Raw genomic sequence first — 17,404 nt, 5'->3', positions numbered from 1 at the left:
TTCTTATGACGGGCCGAGGTTTCACATAACTGTGGCTTATTGGACAATGAGCAATTGGTCAGGATGCTGGAGTCCATAGAAGTCTTGGATAGCGCATTCTGCAAGACCTCTTTGAAAGCCCCCTGTGATACTCGTGACTGGCGGAGCCGGCTATGTTGGCTCTCATATCTGCATTGCCTTGGCCGAGGCCGGCATGCCGTTCCTGATTCTGGATAACTTCAGCAATGCAAGGCGTTCGGTCATCACGCGGCTGGGCAAGATCCTCGGCTTTGCGCCGCCCTGCATCGACGCCGATGTGCGCGATGTGGCGGTGCTTGAGCAGCTGTTCGATGAGCAGCACTTCGATGCCGTGATCCACAGCGCCTTTCTGACCGCCTCGGCCGATGCTGCTCGCGAGCCACTGCGTTACTACGACAACAATGTCTCGGGCACCATCGGCCTGCTGCGCGCCATGCAGACGGCCGGTTTGCGCAACCTGGTGGTGTCTTCTTCGTCGGTGGTCTACGGCGATCCGGCACCGCACCCGGTGCGCGAGGACGCGCCGCTGTCGGCCTGCACGCCCTATGGCCAGACGGCACTGATGGTGGAGCAGGTGCTCAGCAGCCTCGACGAGGCCTCGCCCAAGCGCTGGCGCATGGCCTTGCTGCGCAGCTTCAACGCCGTGGGCTGCCATGACAGCGGCCTGATTGCCGAAGACCCGCCGCGCATGTCGTCGCACGTAGCGCCTTATCTGGCCCAGGTGGCTGCTGGCAAGCGCGATGGCCTGCGCATTTATGGCGGTGACTACCCCACGCCTGATGGCACTCCCGTGCGCGATTACCTGCATGTGATGGACCTGGCCCGTGCCTATGTGGCGACCTTGCCGTATTTGCGCAGCCATCCGGGTCTGTCCCGCTTCAATATTGGGTCGGGCCAGCCCACCTCGGTGCTGGGCCTGGTGCGCGCTTTTGAACATGCCAACGGCCGGGCGGTACCTTTCCGCATCGGCGCCCGCCGCGCCGGCGATGCTGCCCACTGCTGGGCCGACATCACGCAGGCCCGCACGCAACTGGGCTGGCAGCCCAAGCTGGGCCTCGATCGCATGATGGAAGATGTCTGGCGCTGGCAGATCGGCACCGGCCGCAGCGTGCATTGATGAATCACTAGCCTGGTAGCCCAACAGCACCAGGCTTTTTTCTGGCCCCGCAGCCTGCGCGCCCAGGCTGGGCGTGTTATCGTTTTGCCCGTCTGGCGCTATCGCCACCGCTCCCATCTGCCAAGAGATCTTCCATGCTTGCCAAACGCATCATTCCCTGCCTCGACGTCACTGGCGGCCGCGTCGTCAAAGGTGTCAACTTTGTCGAACTGCGCGATGCCGGCGATCCGGTGGAGATTGCGGCACGCTACAACAGCCAGGGCGCGGATGAGCTGACCTTTCTCGACATTACCGCGACCAGCGATGGCCGCGATTTGATCTTGCCGATCATCGAGGCGGTTGCCAGCCAGGTCTTCATTCCGCTGACCGTGGGCGGCGGTGTGCGTACGGTGGCCGATGTGCGGCGCCTGCTCAATGCCGGTGCCGACAAAACCAGCTTCAACTCTGCAGCCATCGCCGATCCTTCCGTCATCAATGCCGCCAGCGATCGCTACGGCTCGCAGTGCATTGTGGTTGCCATCGACGCCAAGCGCCGCCAAGGCCAGGATGTCATCGAGCGCGGTGAGGGCTGGGATGTCTACAGCCATGGCGGGCGCAAGAACACCGGGATGGACGCTGTGCGCTGGGCCAGCGACATGGCCGCGCGCGGCGCCGGAGAGATCCTCCTCACCAGCATGGACCGCGATGGCACCAAGTCTGGTTTTGACCTGGCCCTGACCCGTGCCGTGGCCGATGCCGTGGGCGTGCCGGTCATCGCCTCGGGTGGTGTGGGTAATCTGGACCACTTGGCTGATGGTGTGCAGCAAGGCGGTGCCGATGCGGTGCTGGCGGCGAGCATCTTCCACTATGGCGAGTTCACTGTGCAGCAAGCCAAAGAGCGTATGCGCGAGCGCGGCATCCCCGTGCGGCTGTAAAGCTCGGCCTTCTGGGCTTGGACACTACCCAATGACGGCGCCTTTGGCGCCGTTGCTGTTTTGCGGCTGTTTCTCCCTGCATTGCGCATACCTGCATTGAATGCGAGACAATTCCCCGCATGAACTGGCTCGATCAAGTGAAATGGGACGCGCAGGGCCTAGTGCCCGTCATTGCGCAGGAACAGCACACCAAGGATGTGCTGATGTTTGCCTGGATGAACCGCGAGGCGCTCGCCCATACGGCCGAGTTGGGCCGGGCGGTGTACTTCAGCCGCTCGCGCGGCAAGCTCTGGTTCAAGGGCGAGGAATCCGGCCATGTGCAGAACGTGCATGAGATCCGCATTGACTGCGACAACGATGTGGTGCTGCTGAGTGTGACCCAGACTGGACATGAGCCGGGCATTGCCTGCCATACCGGTCGCCACAGCTGTTTTTACAGCGTGTTGCGCGATGGCCAGTGGCAAGCGGTCGATCCGGTCTTGAAAGACCCGGAATCGATCTACAAATAATCCCTGTCCCTGGATCCGACTTCCTGCAGCCCTGGGCGGCTGCTTCGCTATATTTTCGTTATGACCGATACCTCCTCTTCCGCTGCCATGTCCTCTACCGATGTCTTGATGCGTCTGGCCGAGGTGCTGGAGTCGCGCAAACCTTCCAACGGCGGTGATCCTGAGGCCAGCTATGTGGCCCGTTTGCTGCACAAAGGCCCGGATGCCTTTTTGAAGAAGGTGGGGGAGGAGGCGACCGAAGTGGTAATGGCCGCCAAGGATGTGGACCATGGCGCACCGGCCTCCAAACTGGTGTACGAAGTGGCTGATCTGTGGTTTCATACGATGGTGGCACTGGCCCACTATGGCCTGAGCCCCGCCGATGTGGTCAACGAACTGGCGCGCCGTGAAGGCCTCAGTGGCCTGGAAGAAAAGGCGATGCGCAAGGTGAAGGACCGAGAAGCTGAAGAAGGGAGTTCCGCATGAATGACGTTGTCGACGTGAAGACCGTGGATTCGGCTGCGATGGAAAGCCTCAAGACCTGGGGCTGGGTCAGCTACCTGCTGCACCTGATTGTGGCCGTGGCAGCGGTGGTGCCCAGCGCCCAGGCCAGCATCGTGCTGCTGCTGATTGCGCTGGTCATTGACCTGGTCAAGCGCGGCGATGCGCAGGGCACCTGGCAGCAAAGCCATTTCTCCTGGCGCATTCGCAGCGTTATCTGGGCCGGCATTTTGTATGTCGTTACTGCACCGTTGTGGATTCTTTTTCTCGTTCCCGGCTGGATTGCCTGGACCCTCATTTCTATCTGGTTCCTCTACCGCATCGTGCGTGGCATGCTGACGATGAACAAAGACCAGGCCATCAATGGCTAGCCACACGCCCCCACCCGAAGCGCCTGAGCCACCAGCCCCGGCAGAGGCCGAAGCGCCCAAACGGGTGCCCCGCTCCAAGGGGGTGGATGAGAACACGCCGCCCATCAGCCTGGCCTTGCAGGGCGGCGGCTCGCATGGCGCCTTTACCTGGGGCGTTCTCGATGCCCTGCTGGCCGACCGCAGTCTGTGGGTGGAAGGTATCAGTGGCACCAGCGCCGGGGCCATGAATGCCGTGGTGATGGCCTATGGCTATGGCAAGGTAGCCGCCACCGAGAGCGACAAGCGCAAAGCCCATGACGCGGGCTGCGAATCGGCCCGCGAATCCCTCAAGCAGTTCTGGGAAGGTGTGGGCACCATGGGCAGTCTGATGGCGGGCGTGCCGATGGCCGGCAAGGCCATCTGGGACATGATGAGCCAATGGCTCTCGCCCTACCAGACCAACCCCCTTGATATCAACCCCTTGCGGCGTCTGCTGGAAAAGGTGGTGGATTTTGACTTTCTCCAGCACGAGCAGGGCCGCAATGCGCCCCGCGTGTTTGTCTGTGCCACCAATGTGCGCACCGGCAAGGGCGAAGTCTTCAGCGGCAAGCGGCTGACGGCTGATGCGGTGATGGCCTCGGCCTGCCTGCCGATGATGTACAAGGCGGTCGAGATCAAGGACCAGTACTACTGGGATGGCGGCTACTCCGGCAACCCCTTGCTCTATCCGCTGATCTACCAGACGGGCAACAGCGATGTGCTGCTGGTGCAGCTCAACCCGATTGAATACAACGAGGTGCCGACCAACGTCCAGGACATCATGGACCGCATCAATGAGATCACCTTCAACGCCAGCTTGCTGGCCGAGCTGCGTGCGATGGGCTTTGTGCGCCGGCTTTTGGACGAAGGCAAGCTGGACCGGGAGCGCTACAAGTACATGCTGATGCACCATGTGGATGGTGGGTCCGTGCTCAAGAGCTATGGCGCGTCGAGCAAGAACCGCTCCGATGCGCCTTTTGTGCGTGAACTGTGTGAGCGGGGCCGTGTCTCCGGCGAGAACTGGCTGACCAAACACCGGGCCGATGTCGGTGTGCGGTCCGGTTTCAAGGTGTAATCTACTGGTTGTTGGCACGCTTGCTGCTTGCACCGTGACTGTTACTGCGGGCTGTCTGCATCTGTGGCACCCATGTTTTGAGAGATAAGAAGTTTATGCACGATCCCGACTGCCTTTTTTGCAAAATCATTGCCGGCCAGATCCCGTCGAGCAAGGTCTATGAAGACGAAGACATGCTGGTGTTCAAGGACATCCATCCGGCAGCGCCCGTGCATTTGCTGATGGTGCCCAAGCTGCACATCGCCTCGATGGCGCAGGTGGGGGCCGAGCAGGCTCCTTTGCTGGGCCGCATGCTGGCTAAGGCGCCGCAACTGGCGCTGGATAACGGCTGCAACCCCTATCCGCAAGGTGGTTTCCGGCTGATGGTCAACACCGGCGAAGAGGGCGGCCAGGAAGTGCACCATCTGCACATCCACCTGCTGGGTGGCCCCCGCCCCTGGAAAAAGGGCTGAGCCCTGCACGGGCAGCGGGGGGAAGCCCTCGTCCTGTGACAGTATTACGAAACCTTTAGATGCCCAAGGCGTCTAAAATGCGCATATTCGCTAGGAGAATTTCATGGGTTCCTTTTCTGTTTGGCATTGGCTGATTGTTCTGCTCATCGTGGTGCTGGTATTTGGTACCAAGAAGCTCAAGAACATCGGCACCGATCTGGGTGGTGCCGTCAAAGGCTTCAAGGACGGTATCAAGGACGGCGGCGAATCCGCCTCGCCAGCTGCGTCCACGACGACCACCGCACAGCAAGTGGGTCAGTCGCCTGTGGCTGACAAGAACACCACCATCGACGTCGAAGCCAAGAACAAGGGCTGATGTGCGCATGACAGGGGCTGCGGGCAAGCCGCAGCAACCGCTTGTGTGCATTCGATGGGGTTGGAATGTTTGATCTCGGTATCTCCAAGATGGCCTTGATCGGTGCGGTGGCACTGATCGTCATTGGCCCTGAAAAACTGCCGCGCGTTGCACGCACGGTAGGCACCTTGCTGGGCAAGGCGCAGCGCTATGTCAACGACGTCAAGTCCGAGGTCAATCGCTCGATGGAACTCGACGAGCTGCGCAAGATGAAGGACAACGTCGAGTCGGCCGCGCGGGATGTGGAAAACACCATCCGCACCAATTCGGCAGACTTCGAGAAAAACCTCAACGACCAGGCCAATGGCCTGGCTTCGTCTGGCAGCGACGACAGTTTCTACACTGCGGATCCCTATGCCGAGAGCTATGACAGCGGCTCGGCATCGACGGTGGCGCCGGTCTACCACCACCCCCGCAAGAACTGGCGCCTAAAGCGCGGCGCGACGCCCCAGTGGTACAAGCACCAAGCGGGTGTACGTACCCATGTGCAGTCGGGCGCGGCACGCGTGGCACGTTTCCGGCCCAAAAAGCCATCGTCTGGCCTGTGATGGCGCCCGCAACGCAGCCCGCTCCGGGAGCCGCGCGTTGGCATGTTTTCTCACTGGTATTTCCATCGGCCCGCCAGCGTGCAGCCTGCGCTAACGCGCTGTGCTCCGGCGAGGCCTTGATTCGCAACAGATATCCCCATGTCCGAAACCCCTTCTAAAGAAGACGAGCTGGCCGGCACCGAGCAGCCCTTTGTGCAGCACCTGATGGAGCTGCGCGATAGGCTGCTTTACAGCATTGGTGGCGTGCTGGTGGCACTGGTGTTGCTGGCCATCTGGCCCGGCCCCGATGGGCTGATGAATTTCATTGCGCATCCGATCAAGATGCACATGCCGCCCGATGCCAAGCTGATTGCGGTGGGCGTGTTCTCGCCCTTTATCGTGCCGCTGAAGGTGCTGGGCATGGCGGCCGTTTTGCTGGCCTTGCCCTGGATCATGTACCAGCTCTGGGCCTTTGTGGCCCCGGGCCTGTACATGCATGAGCGCAAGTTTGCGCTGCCGCTGATCTTCTTTGGCAGCCTGCTGGCCTATGCCGGCATTGCCTTTGTGCAGCTGTTCGTGCTCGATCGCATGTTTGGTTTTATCCAGCACTTCACGCCGTCGAGCGTGGCGGCCACGCCGGATATTTCTTCCTATGTCGAAGCGATCCTGTCGCTCTACCTGGCCTTTGGCCTGGCCTTCCAGGTGCCCATTGTGGTGATCTTGCTGGTGCGCCTGGGTATCGTGGAAATCGCCAAGCTCAAGTCGTTCCGCGGCTACTTCATCGTGCTGTCCTTTGTCATCGCTGCCGTGGTCACCCCACCGGACGTGCTGTCGCAGATTTCGCTGGCCGTGCCCATGTGCATTCTGTATGAGGTCGGTATCCTGGGCGCCACCTGGTTCTCGCGCAACCAGCCCAAGAAGGAAGAAGAAACCGACGCTGACGCAGCCGCCTGATCGCCGCCAGTCCGCCAGATAAGCCAAAGCCCCGTGCTGACCTGAGGTCAGCCGGGGCTTTGTTGTTGCTGGGGCTGGAGCGGCGTAGTGGCGAAGGTCGGGTTCGATGAGCCAGGCACTCATCTGTTTGAAGAGGGACCAAAGGCGAGGGCGACACCAAGGCGCCCCGCCAGGGCTTAACGCCGGCCTTGTGGCATCGCGCGGTTGTTGACCGGGCGCGTGCCGGGGGTGATTGGCAGGGTCAGGCTCTGGTCGCCACGGCGCAGTTGCACCTCCGATGTGGTACCGGGTACGAGGGCAGCCACAGCGGTCAGCAGGCTTTGCACATGGTGCACCTGCATGTCGCCGATCTGGGTAATCACATCACCTGGGCGGATGCCGGCATTGGCGGCAGGGCCGCTTTGCAGCACGCCGGTGATGATCACGCCGGTGTCTGCCTTGACACCAAAGGTCTCGGCCAGCTCGGGTGTCAGGTCGTTGGGCTCGACGCCGATCCAGCCACGGGTCACCTTGCCGTCGCGCACGATGCTGTCGAGTACGTTCTTGGCCAGGGCCACGGGAATGGCAAAACCAATGCCCATGCTGCCGCCCGAGCGCGAATAGATGGCGGTGTTGATGCCGACCAGGTTGCCATTGACATCGACCAGCGCGCCGCCCGAGTTGCCGGGGTTGATGGCTGCATCGGTCTGGATGAAGTTCTCGAAGGTGTTGATGCCCAGCTCGCTGCGGCCCAGCGCGCTGATGATGCCGCTGGTGACAGTCTGGCCCACGCCAAAGGGGTTGCCAATGGCCAGCACTTGGTCGCCCACCTCGGCCGAATCGGAATTGCCCAGCACGATGACGGGCAGCTTGTCCAGGCTGATCTTGAGGATGGCCAGGTCCGTCTCGGGATCGGTGCCAATGACGGTGCCCTTGGCTTTGCGGCCATCGGTCAGGGTCACCTCGATGTCGTCGGCGGCTTCCACCACATGGTTGTTGGTGAGCACATAGCCATCGGGACTGACGATCACGCCGCTGCCCAGGCCCGCCTGGTTCTGCACACCCTGGTCGCCAAAGAAGAACTGGAACCAGGGATCATTGGCGCGCGGGTGGCGCACTGCCGTGCTGGTATTGATGCTGACCACGGCCGGCGAGGCCTTTTTGGCCGCCGGGCTGAAGCTGCTGGTGGCCACACTGGCGCGGTTGGCCTCACTTTGCGGCGCCTCGATCAAGGCAATGCCGGCATTGCTGCGTACTGCGTTGTTGCGCTGCAGCCAGCCCGGTTGCAAAGTGGCAACGATAAAGTACAGGGCCAGCAAGACGGTGACCGATTGCGCGAAAAGGAGCCAGAGGCGTTTCATAAAACCTGGGATTGGGTGTGAGGTGGCCGCGCCTGGCTGACAGCCAGAAGCGGCGCAGAGCATTGCTATCGATTATGGCACCGGGCTTGGCGCCAGGGGGGCGGCGGATGCGGTAGCAAGGCGAGGATGCAGAAATCGGCGATGCAGGCCAGCACGCTGCCAACATTCTGGTGCATCTCGCTGTCATCTGCGATGCAGTCCATCGCGGTTCACGATGTCATGGACGCGACATTGTTCTCCAAACAAGACCAATCCGCTGGATTTTTTGTGAAAACCACCAAAATCAGTTGCTTGCGGAACAATGTCTGCGCCGATGTTGGCAAGCACTGCGGCACCATGCCCCAGCAGCAGGGGATACTTTTCGTGACACCGCCGGAGCCAAAAGGGTAAGTACCTAGAATGGTTCCCCAACCTTTTGACTGCGCTCTTCAGCTCATCGTGGTTCCCTGCGAACGGGTCCATCTCTCCTCTCGCTTGCCCTGACTCCCGCCATCCCGGGTTTCACCGAACCCCTTGATATGCGCCCACAACGCGCTGTGCTTTGCGCTGTCCTGCTCTGGAATGTAGAGGACACATGACTTCGCTGACTGCTGACCAAGGTGGGGCCCAAGCCGCCTCGCCTGCCAACCGGCCTTTGAACCGGAACGATTACAAGACCCTGGGCCTGTCGGCCCTGGGCGGCACCCTGGAGTTTTATGACTTTGTGGTGTTTGTATTTTTTGCCAACGTACTGGGCTCGCTGTTCTTCCCGGCGTCGATGCCTGACTGGATGCGCCAGCTGCAGACGCTGGGCATTTTTGCGGCCGGCTACCTGGCCCGCCCCATTGGCGGCATCCTGATTGCCCACTTTGGCGACATCCTGGGCCGCAAGCAGATGTTCACCCTGTCGGTGTTCCTGATGGCGGTGCCCACCTTGGTGATTGGCCTGCTGCCCACCTATGAAAGCATCGGTCTGGCCGCGCCCATCCTGCTGCTGGCCATGCGCGTGCTGCAAGGCGCTGCGATTGGTGGTGAGATGCCGGGCGCCTGGGTGTTTGTCGCGGAACATGCCCCTGCCAAGCGCTACGGCTTTGCCATTGGCTCGCTGACCTCCGGCATCACCGGCGGTATTTTCCTGGGCTCGATCATTGGCGTCTGGCTCAACAGCGTCTACAGCCCTGCGGAGATCCATGACTGGGCCTGGCGCATTCCCTTCATTCTGGGTGGCGTGTTTGGCCTGGTGTCGGTGTACCTGCGCAAGTTCCTGCATGAGACGCCCATCTTCCAGGAGATGCAGGCCCGCAAGCAGGTGGACCGCGAACTGCCGCTGAAGACCATCCTGCGCGACCACCGCGAAGCCAGCGTGGTCGTGGCGCTGATGACCTGGATCCTGTCCACCGCCGTGGTGGTGGTGATTCTGTTCACGCCGTCCTACCTGCAAAAGGTCTTCCATATCGCGCCAGCGGTGGCCCTGAAGGCCAATGCCGTGGCGACCGTGACCTTGACCATTGGTTGCGTGTTCTGGGGCTGGCTGTCTGACCAATGGGGCACGCGTGCCGCCATGGTGCTGGGTTGGGGCGGCATGGCCGTGACTGCCTATCTGTTCTACCTGAACCTGCCAGGCACCGAGATCTCGCTGATCTGGACCTATGCGTTGGTGGGCTTCTTTGTGGGTGCGATCTCGCTGCTGCCCGTCGTCGGTGTGCGCGCCTTCCCGCCTGAAGTGCGCTTCACGGGTCTGTCCTTCTCCTACAACATGGCCTATGCCGTGTTCGGTGGTTTGACGCCGATGCTGGTGTCCGTCTGGCAGCAGGCCGATGTGATGGCGCCTGCCCACTATGTGGCCGCCATGGGCGTGCTGGGCGTGGCCATGGGCTTCTGGCCGCTGGCCGTCAAAGGCTGGGTCGCCAAGAAGTAAAGCCGCTTCTGGCTGATGGCCCCTGGAACCCGCTGCATGCCTGGCATCAGCGGGTTTTTTGATTCTGGGGTGGCGCGCCGCACAGGTCTGAGACAATCGGGCATGACTACGACCCGCCAAGACATGCTGCAGGCCTTTGATGCGCTGCTGCAGCCCGCCCGCTTCAAAGACTATGGCCCCAATGGTTTGCAGGTGGAGGGCAAGGCGGAGATCCGCAAGCTGGTCAGCGGTGTCACGGCATCGCGGGCGCTGATCGAGGCGGCCATTGCCGCCCAGGCCGATGCCATCTTTGTGCACCATGGCTTGTTCTGGCGTGGCTACGACGGCCGCATCACCGGCTGGATGAAGCAGCGCATCGAGCTGCTGATCAAGCACGACATCAATCTCTTCGCCTACCACCTGCCGCTGGACGCGCACCCGGAGCTTGGCAACAACGCCCAACTGGGAGCGCAGCTGGGCTGGCAGGCCGATGCCCGCTTTGGCGACCAGGAGCTGGGTTTTATCGGCAGCCTGGATGCGCTGCCACCCGCGCAAGTCGCTGCACACATACAACAGACCCTGGGCCGCTCCGTCACCCTGGTGACGGGCGAGACGCCGCGCCCCATCCGCCGTATGGCCTGGTGCACCGGTGGCGCCCAGGGCTTCTTCGAGGCCGCGATGGCTGCCGGCGCCGATGGCTTTTTGACCGGTGAAATATCCGAACCCCAGGCCCACCTGGCGCGTGAGACCGGCGTGAGCTTTTTTGCGGCCGGTCACCATGCCACCGAGCGCTACGGCGCGCCCGCCGCTGCGGCCGCCGTGGCCCAGCAACTGGGTGTGGCGCACCACTTTATCGATATCGACAACCCCGCCTGAGGCTTTCTCCTAAGGACATGCCCTTGCACTCCGCTCCCTTGCTCGCCATCACCCAGGGCGACCCTGCCGGCATTGGCCCGGAAATCGTGGCCAAGGCCTTTCGCGATGCCCCTGCGTTGATGCAGGGCTGCTTTGTGGTGGGCGAGCTGCAGACCATGCGCCGTGCCGCGCAGCTCCTGCAGGGCCCGGGCCACTGCGCGCTGCCGGTGGCCGAGATCGCTGACCCGCAAGAGGCCTGGCAAGTGCCGCCGCGCTGCATGCCGGTGCTGTCGCTGCCAGGTTTGCCGGGGCCCTTACCCTTTGGCCAGGTGCAGGCCGAGGCCGGGCGTGCCGCTGCCGAGTGTGTGCGCTGGGCTGCGCGCCAGGCCTTGCAAGGCCGGATTGCTGGTTTGGTAACGGCACCGCTGAACAAGGAGGCGCTGCATCTGGCAGGGCTGGCCTTCCCCGGCCACACCGAGCTGCTGCAGGCCGAAGCGGCCGAGCATGCTGGAGTGCCTTTGGCCCAGATGCCCGTGCGCATGATGCTGGCCAACGAGGCCCTGCGCACCGTGCTGGTGAGCATCCATGTATCGCTGCGCGATGCCATCGAGGCGGTGACCCAGGAGCAGGTGCTGGAGACCATCCGCATCACCCATGAGGCCCTGCTGCGTGCGCTGGGGCGCCCGCCCCGGATTGCGGTGGCAGGGCTCAACCCCCATGCCGGCGAGGCCGGCCTGATGGGCCGCGAGGAGCTGGAGCACATTGCGCCCGCCGTAGCCGCAGCGCAGGCATGGGGCATGCAGGTGATTGGCCCGGAGCCGCCCGATACCGTCTTTATGCGCGCCCGCCACAGCGCCGAGCACCCCGGTGCCTTTGATGTGGTGGTGGCCATGTACCACGACCAGGGCCTGATCCCCGTGAAGTACCTGGGGCTGGACGAGGGCGTCAACGTGACCTTGGGCTTGCCGCTGGTGCGCACCAGCCCGGACCATGGCACGGCCTTTGATATTGCCGGCCAGGGCCTGGCCGATGCAGCCAGCCTGATCGCGGCGGTACAGATGGCACGCCGCTTGGCCGCAGGGCAGCAGCAGGCATAAAAAAGCAGCCTCGAAAGGCTGCTGGGTGGCTGAGCCAAAGAAGCAGAATTTCTGCTTCTTTGTTGCAAAAAATCAACGCTTTTGCTGCAGGCTGTCGCGGATTTCACGCAGCAGCACCACATCTTCTGGGGTGGCTGCCGGTGCTGGCGGTGGCGTGTCGCGCTTGAGGCGGTTGATCTGTTTGACCATCAGGAAAATGATGAAGGCCAGGATTGCGAAGTTCACCGCGACGGTGATGAAGTTGCCATAGGCAAACACCGGAATGCCCGCTTTTTTCAGTGCGTCGAGCGTGCGTGGCACGCCATCGGGAATGGTGCCCAGCACCACGAAGAGATTGGAGAAGTCCAGCTTGCCAAAGACCAAACCGACGAGGGGCATGATCAGGTCGTTCACGACCGAATCGACGATCTTGCCAAAAGCGGCGCCGATGATCACACCAACGGCCAGATCCATCACATTGCCCTTGACCGCAAACTCGCGGAATTCCTTCATGAAGCTCATGCGCTGCTCCTGTCAAATAAACATGACGCCTAGTATCGCTCAGCTTCAAGGGTTTCGGCGCATTGCATGATGGGCAAGACACTTCATACAATCCGCAAAAACCGAGATATAAGCGTTGACCAAGGAGCCCCATGAGTGATTCTTCCATCGACTCCAGTAAAAGGACGTGGCTGATAGCGTCGGGATGCGCAGGTGCTGTCGGAGGAGTCGCCACTGCGGTTCCCTTTGTCAGCTCCTTCAGTCCTTCAGAAAAGGCCAAAGCCGCCGGCGCTGCCGTTGAAGTGGATATCTCGGATCTCAAGCCTGGCGAGAAAATCACCGCCGAATGGCGCGGCAAGCCGATCTGGATTTTGCGCCGCACCCCCGAGCAGATTGCCGAGCTGCCTCAGCTCGATGGCCAGTTGGCTGACCCCAAGTCCGAGCGCACGGCTTATCCGACACCAGACTACGCTAAGAACGAAACCCGTTCCATCAAGCCCGAGGTGCTGGTGGTGATCGGTATCTGCACCCACCTGGGCTGCTCCCCCACCGACAAGCTCCAGCCCGGCCCCCAGCCTTCGCTGCCCGATGACTGGAAAGGCGGCTTTCTCTGCCCCTGCCACGGCTCGACCTTTGACCTGGCCGGCCGCGTGTTCAAGAACAAGCCCGCGCCCGACAACCTCGAAGTGCCAGCGCACCAGTATCTGAGCGATACCAAGCTGCTGATTGGCGAAGATAAAAAAGCATAAGGAGGCGCCATGGCACACGAATTCAAGGAGATATCGCCGAACGCCACCTTGGGCGCCAAGGCCGGCAACTGGCTGGAGAACCGCTTTCCTACGGCATTTGAGGCCTACCGGGTCCATATGTCGGAGTACTACGCACCGAAGAACTTCAACTTCTGGTACATCTTCGGCTCGCTCGCGCTACTGGTGCTGGTGATTCAGATCGTCACCGGCATCTTCTTGGTGATGCACTACAAGCCGGATGCCGAAAAAGCCTTTGCCTCGGTGGAGTACATCATGCGCGATGTGCCCTGGGGCTGGCTGATCCGGACCATGCATTCCACCGGCGCCTCGGCCTTCTTTGTCGTGGTCTATCTGCACATGTTCCGGGGCCTGTTGTATGGCAGCTACCGCAAGCCGCGTGAGCTGGTCTGGGTCTTTGGCTGCGCGATCTTTCTGTGCCTGATGGCCGAGGCCTTCATGGGCTACCTGCTGCCCTGGGGCCAGATGTCGTACTGGGGCGCCCAGGTGATCGTCAACCTGTTCTCGGCCATTCCCTTCATCGGCCCGGATCTGGCCCTGCTGATCCGTGGCGACTATGTGGTGGGCGATGCTACTCTGAACCGCTTCTTCAGCTTCCACGTGATTGCCGTGCCGCTGGTGCTGCTGGGCCTGGTCGCCGCGCACTTGCTGGCCCTGCACGATGTGGGCTCCAACAACCCCGATGGCATCGAGATCAAGGGCCCCAATGCGCCCAAGGATGCACAGGGCCGGCCGCTCGATGGCGTGCCTTTCCACCCGTACTACACGGTGCATGACCTGTTTGGCGTGGCGGTGTTCCTGTTCATCTTCTCGGCCATCGTGTTCTTTGCGCCGGAAATGGGTGGCTATTTCCTCGAATACAACAACTTCATCCCGGCCGATCCGCTCAAGACGCCCAACCACATCGCGCCTGTCTGGTACTTCACGCCGTTCTACTCGATGCTGCGTGCCATCACCGGCGAGATGATGGTGGCCTTGTCGGTGATCCTGGTCGCTGCTGTGGCCTATGTCTGCATCAAGACCCGCATGGCGACCATTCTCAAAGGGCTGCTGGTGCTGGTTGGCCTGGTGGTGCTGGCCATGTTTGGCGCCTTTGCGTTCACGGGCATTGCAGCGCTGGGCGGTATCGACGCCAAGTTCTGGGGTGTGGTGGTGATGGGCCTGGCGGTGATCATCCTGTTCTTCCTGCCCTGGCTGGACCACAGCCCGGTGCGCTCCATCCGCTACCGCCCGCACTGGCACAAGTATGTGTACGCGGTGTTTGTCGTGAACTTCGTGGTGCTCGCCTATCTGGGGGTGCAGCCGCCATCGCCGATTGGCGAAAAGGTCTCGCAAGTGGGTACCTTGTTCTACTTTGGCTTTTTTCTGCTGATGCCGTGGTGGAGCCGCAAGGGCACACCCAAGCCGGTGCCTGAGCGTGTCACCTTCCATGCGCACTGAACCAGAAAGCACCCCACGATGAAAAAAATCATTCTCTCCGCATGCCTGGGTCTGGGCATGCTTTTAGGGGCCGGCGCCGTGCAGGCGGCCGAAGGCGGCGTAGCCTGGGACAAGTTCAAGCCCGACACCACCAACACCACCTCCTTGCAAAACGGCGCCAAGCTGTTTGTGAACTACTGTCTCAGCTGCCATTCGGCCGCATTCATGCGCTACAACCGTCTGCAGGATATTGGCCTGACCGAGCAGCAGATCAAAGACAACCTGCTGTTCACCACCGACAAGGTGGGCGAGACCATGAAGGCGGCCATCGATCCCAAGCAGGCCAAGGAGTGGTTTGGCGCCAATCCACCTGACCTGACCTTGGTGGCACGCTCGCGTGCCGGCCACCAGGGCACGGGTGCGGACTACCTCTACACCTTCCTGCGCGGTTTCTACAAAGATGACACCAAGGCTACCGGCTGGAACAACATGGCCTTCCCCTCGGTGGGCATGCCCCATGTGCTCTGGGAACTGCAAGGTGTGCGGGTGCCGATCTACAAAGAGGTTGAGGAGCATGGGCACAAGACCCAGGTGTTTACCGGCTGGCAGCAGGTCACGCCTGGCAAGATGAACTCCACCGAATTCGATAAGAGTGTGGGTGATTTGGTGAACTATCTACAATGGATGGGTGATCCCAGCCAGAACACCCGCATGCGCGTCGGCGTCGGGGTGTTGATATTTTTGCTGGGACTCATCTTCATCACCTGGCGCCTGAATGCGGCGTTCTGGAAAGACGTGAAGTAAACGTATTTGCGTGCAGCCGGTTCAGGCCCTGTGAGCAGGGCTTGAATTTGGGTAGCCGATTTGTGTAGAGTGGGCGGCATTGACTGCAGTCCACTCTTTTTTGATTTTGAGGAGCCTCTCACCATGATGGTGCTTTATTCGGGAACGACCTGCCCTTTCTCCCACCGCTGCCGCTTTGTGCTGTTTGAAAAAGGCATGGATTTCGAGATCCGCGATGTGGACCTGTTCAACAAGCCCGAAGACATCAGTGTGATGAACCCCTACGGCCAGGTACCTATCCTGGTTGAGCGCGACCTGATCCTGTACGAGTCGAACATCATCAACGAGTACATCGACGAGCGCTTCCCCCATCCACAGCTGATGCCCGGTGACCCGGTCGAGCGCGCCCGTGTGCGCCTGTTCCTGCTGAACTTCGAAAAAGAGCTGTTCACCCACGTGCACACCTTGGAAGAGCGCGCCGTCAAGGGCAACGAGAAGGCACTGGAAAAGGCCCGCGCACAGATCCGCGACCGTCTGACCCAGATGGCTCCGGTGTTCCTGAAGAACAAGTTCATCCTGGGCGAGAACTTCTCGATGCTGGACGTGGCTATTGCGCCGCTGCTCTGGCGCCTGGATTACTACGGCATCGAGCTTTCCAAGAATGCAGCCCCGCTGCTCAAGTATGCCGAGCGCATCTTCTCGCGTCCTGCCTACATCGAGGCGCTGACGCCGTCCGAAAAGGTCATGCGCAAGTAAAAGCCGCCTGGCCCGCCACTGGGCGGGCAGCGCTGCGGGGCCAAGCTCTGCGGCGCTGGAGAGCGCAGAAAGTGTCCTATGAGTGAAATCCAGACAACATCCACCCAGCCGTACCTGATCCGCGCCTGGGTGGAGTGGTGCAATGACAATGGCCTGACCCCGTACCTGAGCGTTCGTGTCGACAAGACAGTGCTGGTGCCGCGTGAGTTTGTCAAAGACGGCGAAATCGTGCTCAACATCAGCTATGACGCGACCAGTGCGCTCAAGCTGGGCAATGACTACATCGAGTTCACCGCCCGTTTTGGTGGTGTGCCGCGCGACATCATGGTGCCCGTCAGCCGCGTGGTTGCCATTTTTGCGCGTGAAACCGGCCAGGGTATGGGCTTCCCGCCACCCGAAGACCTGCTCGATGACGATGCCGATATCGCGATGGCGGCATTGGAAGGTGCTGGCGAAGCGGCTGAACCCGCTGGCGAGGCCAACGCTGCGCCGCCGGTCATGCAGGTCGTGACCTCCAGCGACGAGCCACCGGCTCCCGATGGCAACCCGCCAGGCCGCGCTGGCAAGGCCGGCAAGCCGTCACTCAAACTGGTCAAATAGGCCTCATTCGGCTTTGTTGCGGGCAATCCCGTATAGAATGCCGAGTGTTGCCGGTTTAGCTCAGTTGGTAGAGCAACCGCCTTGTAAGCGGTAGGTCATCAGTTCGATTCCGATAACCGGCACCAGATTCCAAAGCCGTTCTCAGCACATGCTGTGAACGGCTTTTTTGCGTCTGGCGGCGTTCAATGGCGCTGGCGGAGTCGCTCAGCGCAGTACTTTGAGGCGAATGTCAGCCGTTGGGTAGCCTTTGACGCGCAGATGGGCGGCCATTGCCGGCAGCAGCTGCTTCATCTTGGCGGCGCAGGCATTGTTGGCCACCAGCAGGCACCACTGGTCGCCATCGATGGGCCCGGGCTTGATCGAGGCGCGCAGCATCGGCGGGATCAGCGGCTCCACCAGCTTGAAGCGGGTGGCAGACTCCCGCGTCAATGCCACCAGGCTGGCCAAGGTGGGCGCCTCGCTCGCGGCTTGTTCTACGGTGACGGCGAAATGCCGACGTTGGGGCTGAATCATGGCTGGATCAGAGCTGGGAAGAGGGTGTCAGGGGCAGGCCGGGGGCGATAGCCGTACATTGCAATGCACCTGCCACAACGCATTCTATT

22 protein-coding genes and 1 tRNA gene are annotated in these 17,404 nt (G+C 61.5%); 20 read left to right on the top strand and 3 right to left on the bottom strand.

The window, feature by feature from the left end; genetic code table 11:
* Positions 1 to 124 precede the first annotated feature (124 nt).
* The 10 genes from galE (at position 125) to tatC (ending at position 6,829) form a co-directional block, all read left to right on the top strand.
* A complete protein-coding gene (gene galE / locus EDF71_RS12235; RefSeq protein ID WP_133856868.1) occupies positions 125 to 1,135 on the top strand; it encodes a UDP-glucose 4-epimerase GalE in 1,011 nt (336 codons plus the stop codon).
* A gap of 134 nt (positions 1,136 to 1,269) precedes the next feature.
* On the top strand, positions 1,270 to 2,049 hold the full coding sequence (gene hisF, locus EDF71_RS12230; RefSeq protein WP_133856867.1) for an imidazole glycerol phosphate synthase subunit HisF: 780 nt from the start codon (positions 1,270 to 1,272) through the stop codon (positions 2,047 to 2,049).
* Between the two features lie 110 nt (positions 2,050 to 2,159).
* Positions 2,160 to 2,558: a phosphoribosyl-AMP cyclohydrolase gene (hisI, locus tag EDF71_RS12225; protein WP_208301043.1), complete on the top strand. Its 399-nt coding sequence runs from the start codon at positions 2,160 to 2,162 to the stop codon at positions 2,556 to 2,558.
* Positions 2,559 to 2,645: 87 nt separating this feature from the next.
* Entirely contained in the window at positions 2,646 to 3,023 is a 378-nt protein-coding gene (locus EDF71_RS12220; protein WP_133857021.1) for a phosphoribosyl-ATP diphosphatase, read from the top strand.
* The gene (locus EDF71_RS12215; protein ID WP_133856865.1) at positions 3,020 to 3,409 is read left to right on the top strand and encodes a hypothetical protein; all 390 of its coding nucleotides are present in this window, start codon (positions 3,020 to 3,022) and stop codon (positions 3,407 to 3,409) included. Before EDF71_RS12220 ends, EDF71_RS12215 begins: the two co-directional genes overlap by 4 nt.
* Complete coding sequence (locus EDF71_RS12210) at positions 3,402 to 4,502, top strand: patatin-like phospholipase family protein (protein ID WP_133856864.1); 1,101 nt, start codon at positions 3,402 to 3,404, stop codon at positions 4,500 to 4,502. The genes EDF71_RS12215 and EDF71_RS12210 overlap by 8 nt, the downstream gene beginning before the upstream one ends.
* A gap of 95 nt (positions 4,503 to 4,597) precedes the next feature.
* A complete protein-coding gene (locus EDF71_RS12205) occupies positions 4,598 to 4,954 on the top strand; it encodes a histidine triad nucleotide-binding protein (protein ID WP_133856863.1) in 357 nt (118 codons plus the stop codon).
* A 103-nt stretch (positions 4,955 to 5,057) separates the two neighbouring features.
* On the top strand, positions 5,058 to 5,309 hold the full coding sequence (tatA, locus tag EDF71_RS12200; protein ID WP_133856862.1) for a Sec-independent protein translocase subunit TatA: 252 nt from the start codon (positions 5,058 to 5,060) through the stop codon (positions 5,307 to 5,309).
* Positions 5,310 to 5,374: 65 nt separating this feature from the next.
* On the top strand, positions 5,375 to 5,896 hold the full coding sequence (gene tatB, locus EDF71_RS12195; protein ID WP_133856861.1) for a Sec-independent protein translocase protein TatB: 522 nt from the start codon (positions 5,375 to 5,377) through the stop codon (positions 5,894 to 5,896).
* 138 nt (positions 5,897 to 6,034) lie between these two features.
* Entirely contained in the window at positions 6,035 to 6,829 is a 795-nt protein-coding gene (gene tatC / locus EDF71_RS12190) for a twin-arginine translocase subunit TatC (protein WP_133856860.1), read from the top strand.
* A gap of 176 nt (positions 6,830 to 7,005) precedes the next feature.
* On the opposite strand, the gene EDF71_RS12185 is transcribed toward tatC, so the two are convergent.
* On the bottom strand, positions 7,006 to 8,169 hold the full coding sequence (locus tag EDF71_RS12185; protein WP_133856859.1) for a trypsin-like peptidase domain-containing protein: 1,164 nt from the start codon (positions 8,167 to 8,169) through the stop codon (positions 7,006 to 7,008).
* 126 nt (positions 8,170 to 8,295) lie between these two features.
* On the opposite strand from EDF71_RS12185, the gene EDF71_RS12180 reads away from it, so the two are divergent.
* From EDF71_RS12180 to pdxA, 4 genes are all read left to right on the top strand, one after another.
* Positions 8,296 to 8,559 (top strand): hypothetical protein, encoded by a 264-nt coding sequence (locus tag EDF71_RS12180; RefSeq protein ID WP_133856858.1) that lies wholly within the window; start codon positions 8,296 to 8,298, stop codon positions 8,557 to 8,559.
* A 184-nt stretch (positions 8,560 to 8,743) separates the two neighbouring features.
* Positions 8,744 to 10,066, top strand: coding sequence for an MFS transporter (locus EDF71_RS12175; protein ID WP_133856857.1), 1,323 nt, complete (start codon positions 8,744 to 8,746; stop codon positions 10,064 to 10,066).
* Between the two features lie 102 nt (positions 10,067 to 10,168).
* A complete protein-coding gene (locus EDF71_RS12170; protein ID WP_133856856.1) occupies positions 10,169 to 10,921 on the top strand; it encodes a Nif3-like dinuclear metal center hexameric protein in 753 nt (250 codons plus the stop codon).
* Between the two features lie 23 nt (positions 10,922 to 10,944).
* Positions 10,945 to 11,997 (top strand): 4-hydroxythreonine-4-phosphate dehydrogenase PdxA, encoded by a 1,053-nt coding sequence (gene pdxA / locus EDF71_RS12165; protein ID WP_133856855.1) that lies wholly within the window; start codon positions 10,945 to 10,947, stop codon positions 11,995 to 11,997.
* A 72-nt stretch (positions 11,998 to 12,069) separates the two neighbouring features.
* On the opposite strand, the gene mscL is transcribed toward pdxA, so the two are convergent.
* Positions 12,070 to 12,498 carry a large conductance mechanosensitive channel protein MscL gene (gene mscL, locus EDF71_RS12160; protein WP_133856854.1) on the bottom strand — a complete coding sequence of 143 codons (429 nt, stop codon included), beginning with the start codon at positions 12,496 to 12,498 and terminating at the stop codon, positions 12,070 to 12,072.
* Between the two features lie 131 nt (positions 12,499 to 12,629).
* Between mscL and petA the strand changes: the two genes are divergently transcribed.
* From petA to EDF71_RS12130, 6 genes are all read left to right on the top strand, one after another.
* On the top strand, positions 12,630 to 13,226 hold the full coding sequence (petA, locus tag EDF71_RS12155; protein WP_133856853.1) for a ubiquinol-cytochrome c reductase iron-sulfur subunit: 597 nt from the start codon (positions 12,630 to 12,632) through the stop codon (positions 13,224 to 13,226).
* A gap of 9 nt (positions 13,227 to 13,235) precedes the next feature.
* Positions 13,236 to 14,684, top strand: a complete 1,449-nt coding sequence (locus EDF71_RS12150; protein WP_133856852.1) for a cytochrome bc complex cytochrome b subunit — start codon at positions 13,236 to 13,238, stop codon at positions 14,682 to 14,684.
* Between the two features lie 18 nt (positions 14,685 to 14,702).
* On the top strand, positions 14,703 to 15,467 hold the full coding sequence (locus tag EDF71_RS12145; RefSeq protein WP_133856851.1) for a cytochrome c1: 765 nt from the start codon (positions 14,703 to 14,705) through the stop codon (positions 15,465 to 15,467).
* A 123-nt stretch (positions 15,468 to 15,590) separates the two neighbouring features.
* Positions 15,591 to 16,202 carry a glutathione S-transferase N-terminal domain-containing protein gene (locus tag EDF71_RS12140; protein ID WP_116927111.1) on the top strand — a complete coding sequence of 204 codons (612 nt, stop codon included), beginning with the start codon at positions 15,591 to 15,593 and terminating at the stop codon, positions 16,200 to 16,202.
* A 78-nt stretch (positions 16,203 to 16,280) separates the two neighbouring features.
* The gene (locus EDF71_RS12135; RefSeq protein ID WP_133856850.1) at positions 16,281 to 16,802 is read left to right on the top strand and encodes a ClpXP protease specificity-enhancing factor; all 522 of its coding nucleotides are present in this window, start codon (positions 16,281 to 16,283) and stop codon (positions 16,800 to 16,802) included.
* 49 nt (positions 16,803 to 16,851) lie between these two features.
* Positions 16,852 to 16,927: transfer RNA gene (locus EDF71_RS12130), tRNA-Thr, on the top strand.
* A gap of 79 nt (positions 16,928 to 17,006) precedes the next feature.
* Here the strand turns inward: EDF71_RS12130 and EDF71_RS12125 are convergent.
* Positions 17,007 to 17,315 (bottom strand): hypothetical protein, encoded by a 309-nt coding sequence (locus tag EDF71_RS12125; protein ID WP_021027801.1) that lies wholly within the window; start codon positions 17,313 to 17,315, stop codon positions 17,007 to 17,009.
* Positions 17,316 to 17,404: the final 89 nt, after the last annotated feature.

This window comes from Comamonas sp. JUb58 (genome assembly GCF_004364775.1).
Taxonomy (GTDB): Bacteria; Pseudomonadota; Gammaproteobacteria; order Burkholderiales; family Burkholderiaceae_C; genus Comamonas.
Note: the sequence above shows the minus strand (reverse complement) of the source record. Positions and strands in the feature narration are given on the sequence as shown.

Excerpts from the sequence above, each read along its gene's own strand:
- EDF71_RS12180 (WP_133856858.1), top strand. The coding sequence starts at position 8,296 with ATGCAGAAATCGGCGATGCAGGCCAGCACGCTGCCAACATTCTGGTGC.
- EDF71_RS12135 (WP_133856850.1), top strand. The coding sequence starts at position 16,281 with ATGAGTGAAATCCAGACAACATCCACCCAGCCGTACCTGATCCGCGCC.
- EDF71_RS12125 (WP_021027801.1), bottom strand. The coding sequence starts at position 17,315 with ATGATTCAGCCCCAACGTCGGCATTTCGCCGTCACCGTAGAACAAGCC.
- EDF71_RS12170 (WP_133856856.1), top strand. The coding sequence starts at position 10,169 with ATGACTACGACCCGCCAAGACATGCTGCAGGCCTTTGATGCGCTGCTG.
- EDF71_RS12150 (WP_133856852.1), top strand. The coding sequence starts at position 13,236 with ATGGCACACGAATTCAAGGAGATATCGCCGAACGCCACCTTGGGCGCC.
- EDF71_RS12215 (WP_133856865.1), top strand. The coding sequence starts at position 3,020 with ATGAATGACGTTGTCGACGTGAAGACCGTGGATTCGGCTGCGATGGAA.
- EDF71_RS12205 (WP_133856863.1), top strand. The coding sequence starts at position 4,598 with ATGCACGATCCCGACTGCCTTTTTTGCAAAATCATTGCCGGCCAGATC.
- EDF71_RS12140 (WP_116927111.1), top strand. The coding sequence starts at position 15,591 with ATGATGGTGCTTTATTCGGGAACGACCTGCCCTTTCTCCCACCGCTGC.
- hisF (WP_133856867.1), top strand. The coding sequence starts at position 1,270 with ATGCTTGCCAAACGCATCATTCCCTGCCTCGACGTCACTGGCGGCCGC.
- tatB (WP_133856861.1), top strand. The coding sequence starts at position 5,375 with ATGTTTGATCTCGGTATCTCCAAGATGGCCTTGATCGGTGCGGTGGCA.
- EDF71_RS12145 (WP_133856851.1), top strand. The coding sequence starts at position 14,703 with ATGAAAAAAATCATTCTCTCCGCATGCCTGGGTCTGGGCATGCTTTTA.
- mscL (WP_133856854.1), bottom strand. The coding sequence starts at position 12,498 with ATGAGCTTCATGAAGGAATTCCGCGAGTTTGCGGTCAAGGGCAATGTG.
- EDF71_RS12175 (WP_133856857.1), top strand. The coding sequence starts at position 8,744 with ATGACTTCGCTGACTGCTGACCAAGGTGGGGCCCAAGCCGCCTCGCCT.
- EDF71_RS12220 (WP_133857021.1), top strand. The coding sequence starts at position 2,646 with ATGTCCTCTACCGATGTCTTGATGCGTCTGGCCGAGGTGCTGGAGTCG.
- tatC (WP_133856860.1), top strand. The coding sequence starts at position 6,035 with ATGTCCGAAACCCCTTCTAAAGAAGACGAGCTGGCCGGCACCGAGCAG.
- EDF71_RS12185 (WP_133856859.1), bottom strand. The coding sequence starts at position 8,169 with ATGAAACGCCTCTGGCTCCTTTTCGCGCAATCGGTCACCGTCTTGCTG.
- petA (WP_133856853.1), top strand. The coding sequence starts at position 12,630 with ATGAGTGATTCTTCCATCGACTCCAGTAAAAGGACGTGGCTGATAGCG.
- tatA (WP_133856862.1), top strand. The coding sequence starts at position 5,058 with ATGGGTTCCTTTTCTGTTTGGCATTGGCTGATTGTTCTGCTCATCGTG.
- EDF71_RS12210 (WP_133856864.1), top strand. The coding sequence starts at position 3,402 with ATGGCTAGCCACACGCCCCCACCCGAAGCGCCTGAGCCACCAGCCCCG.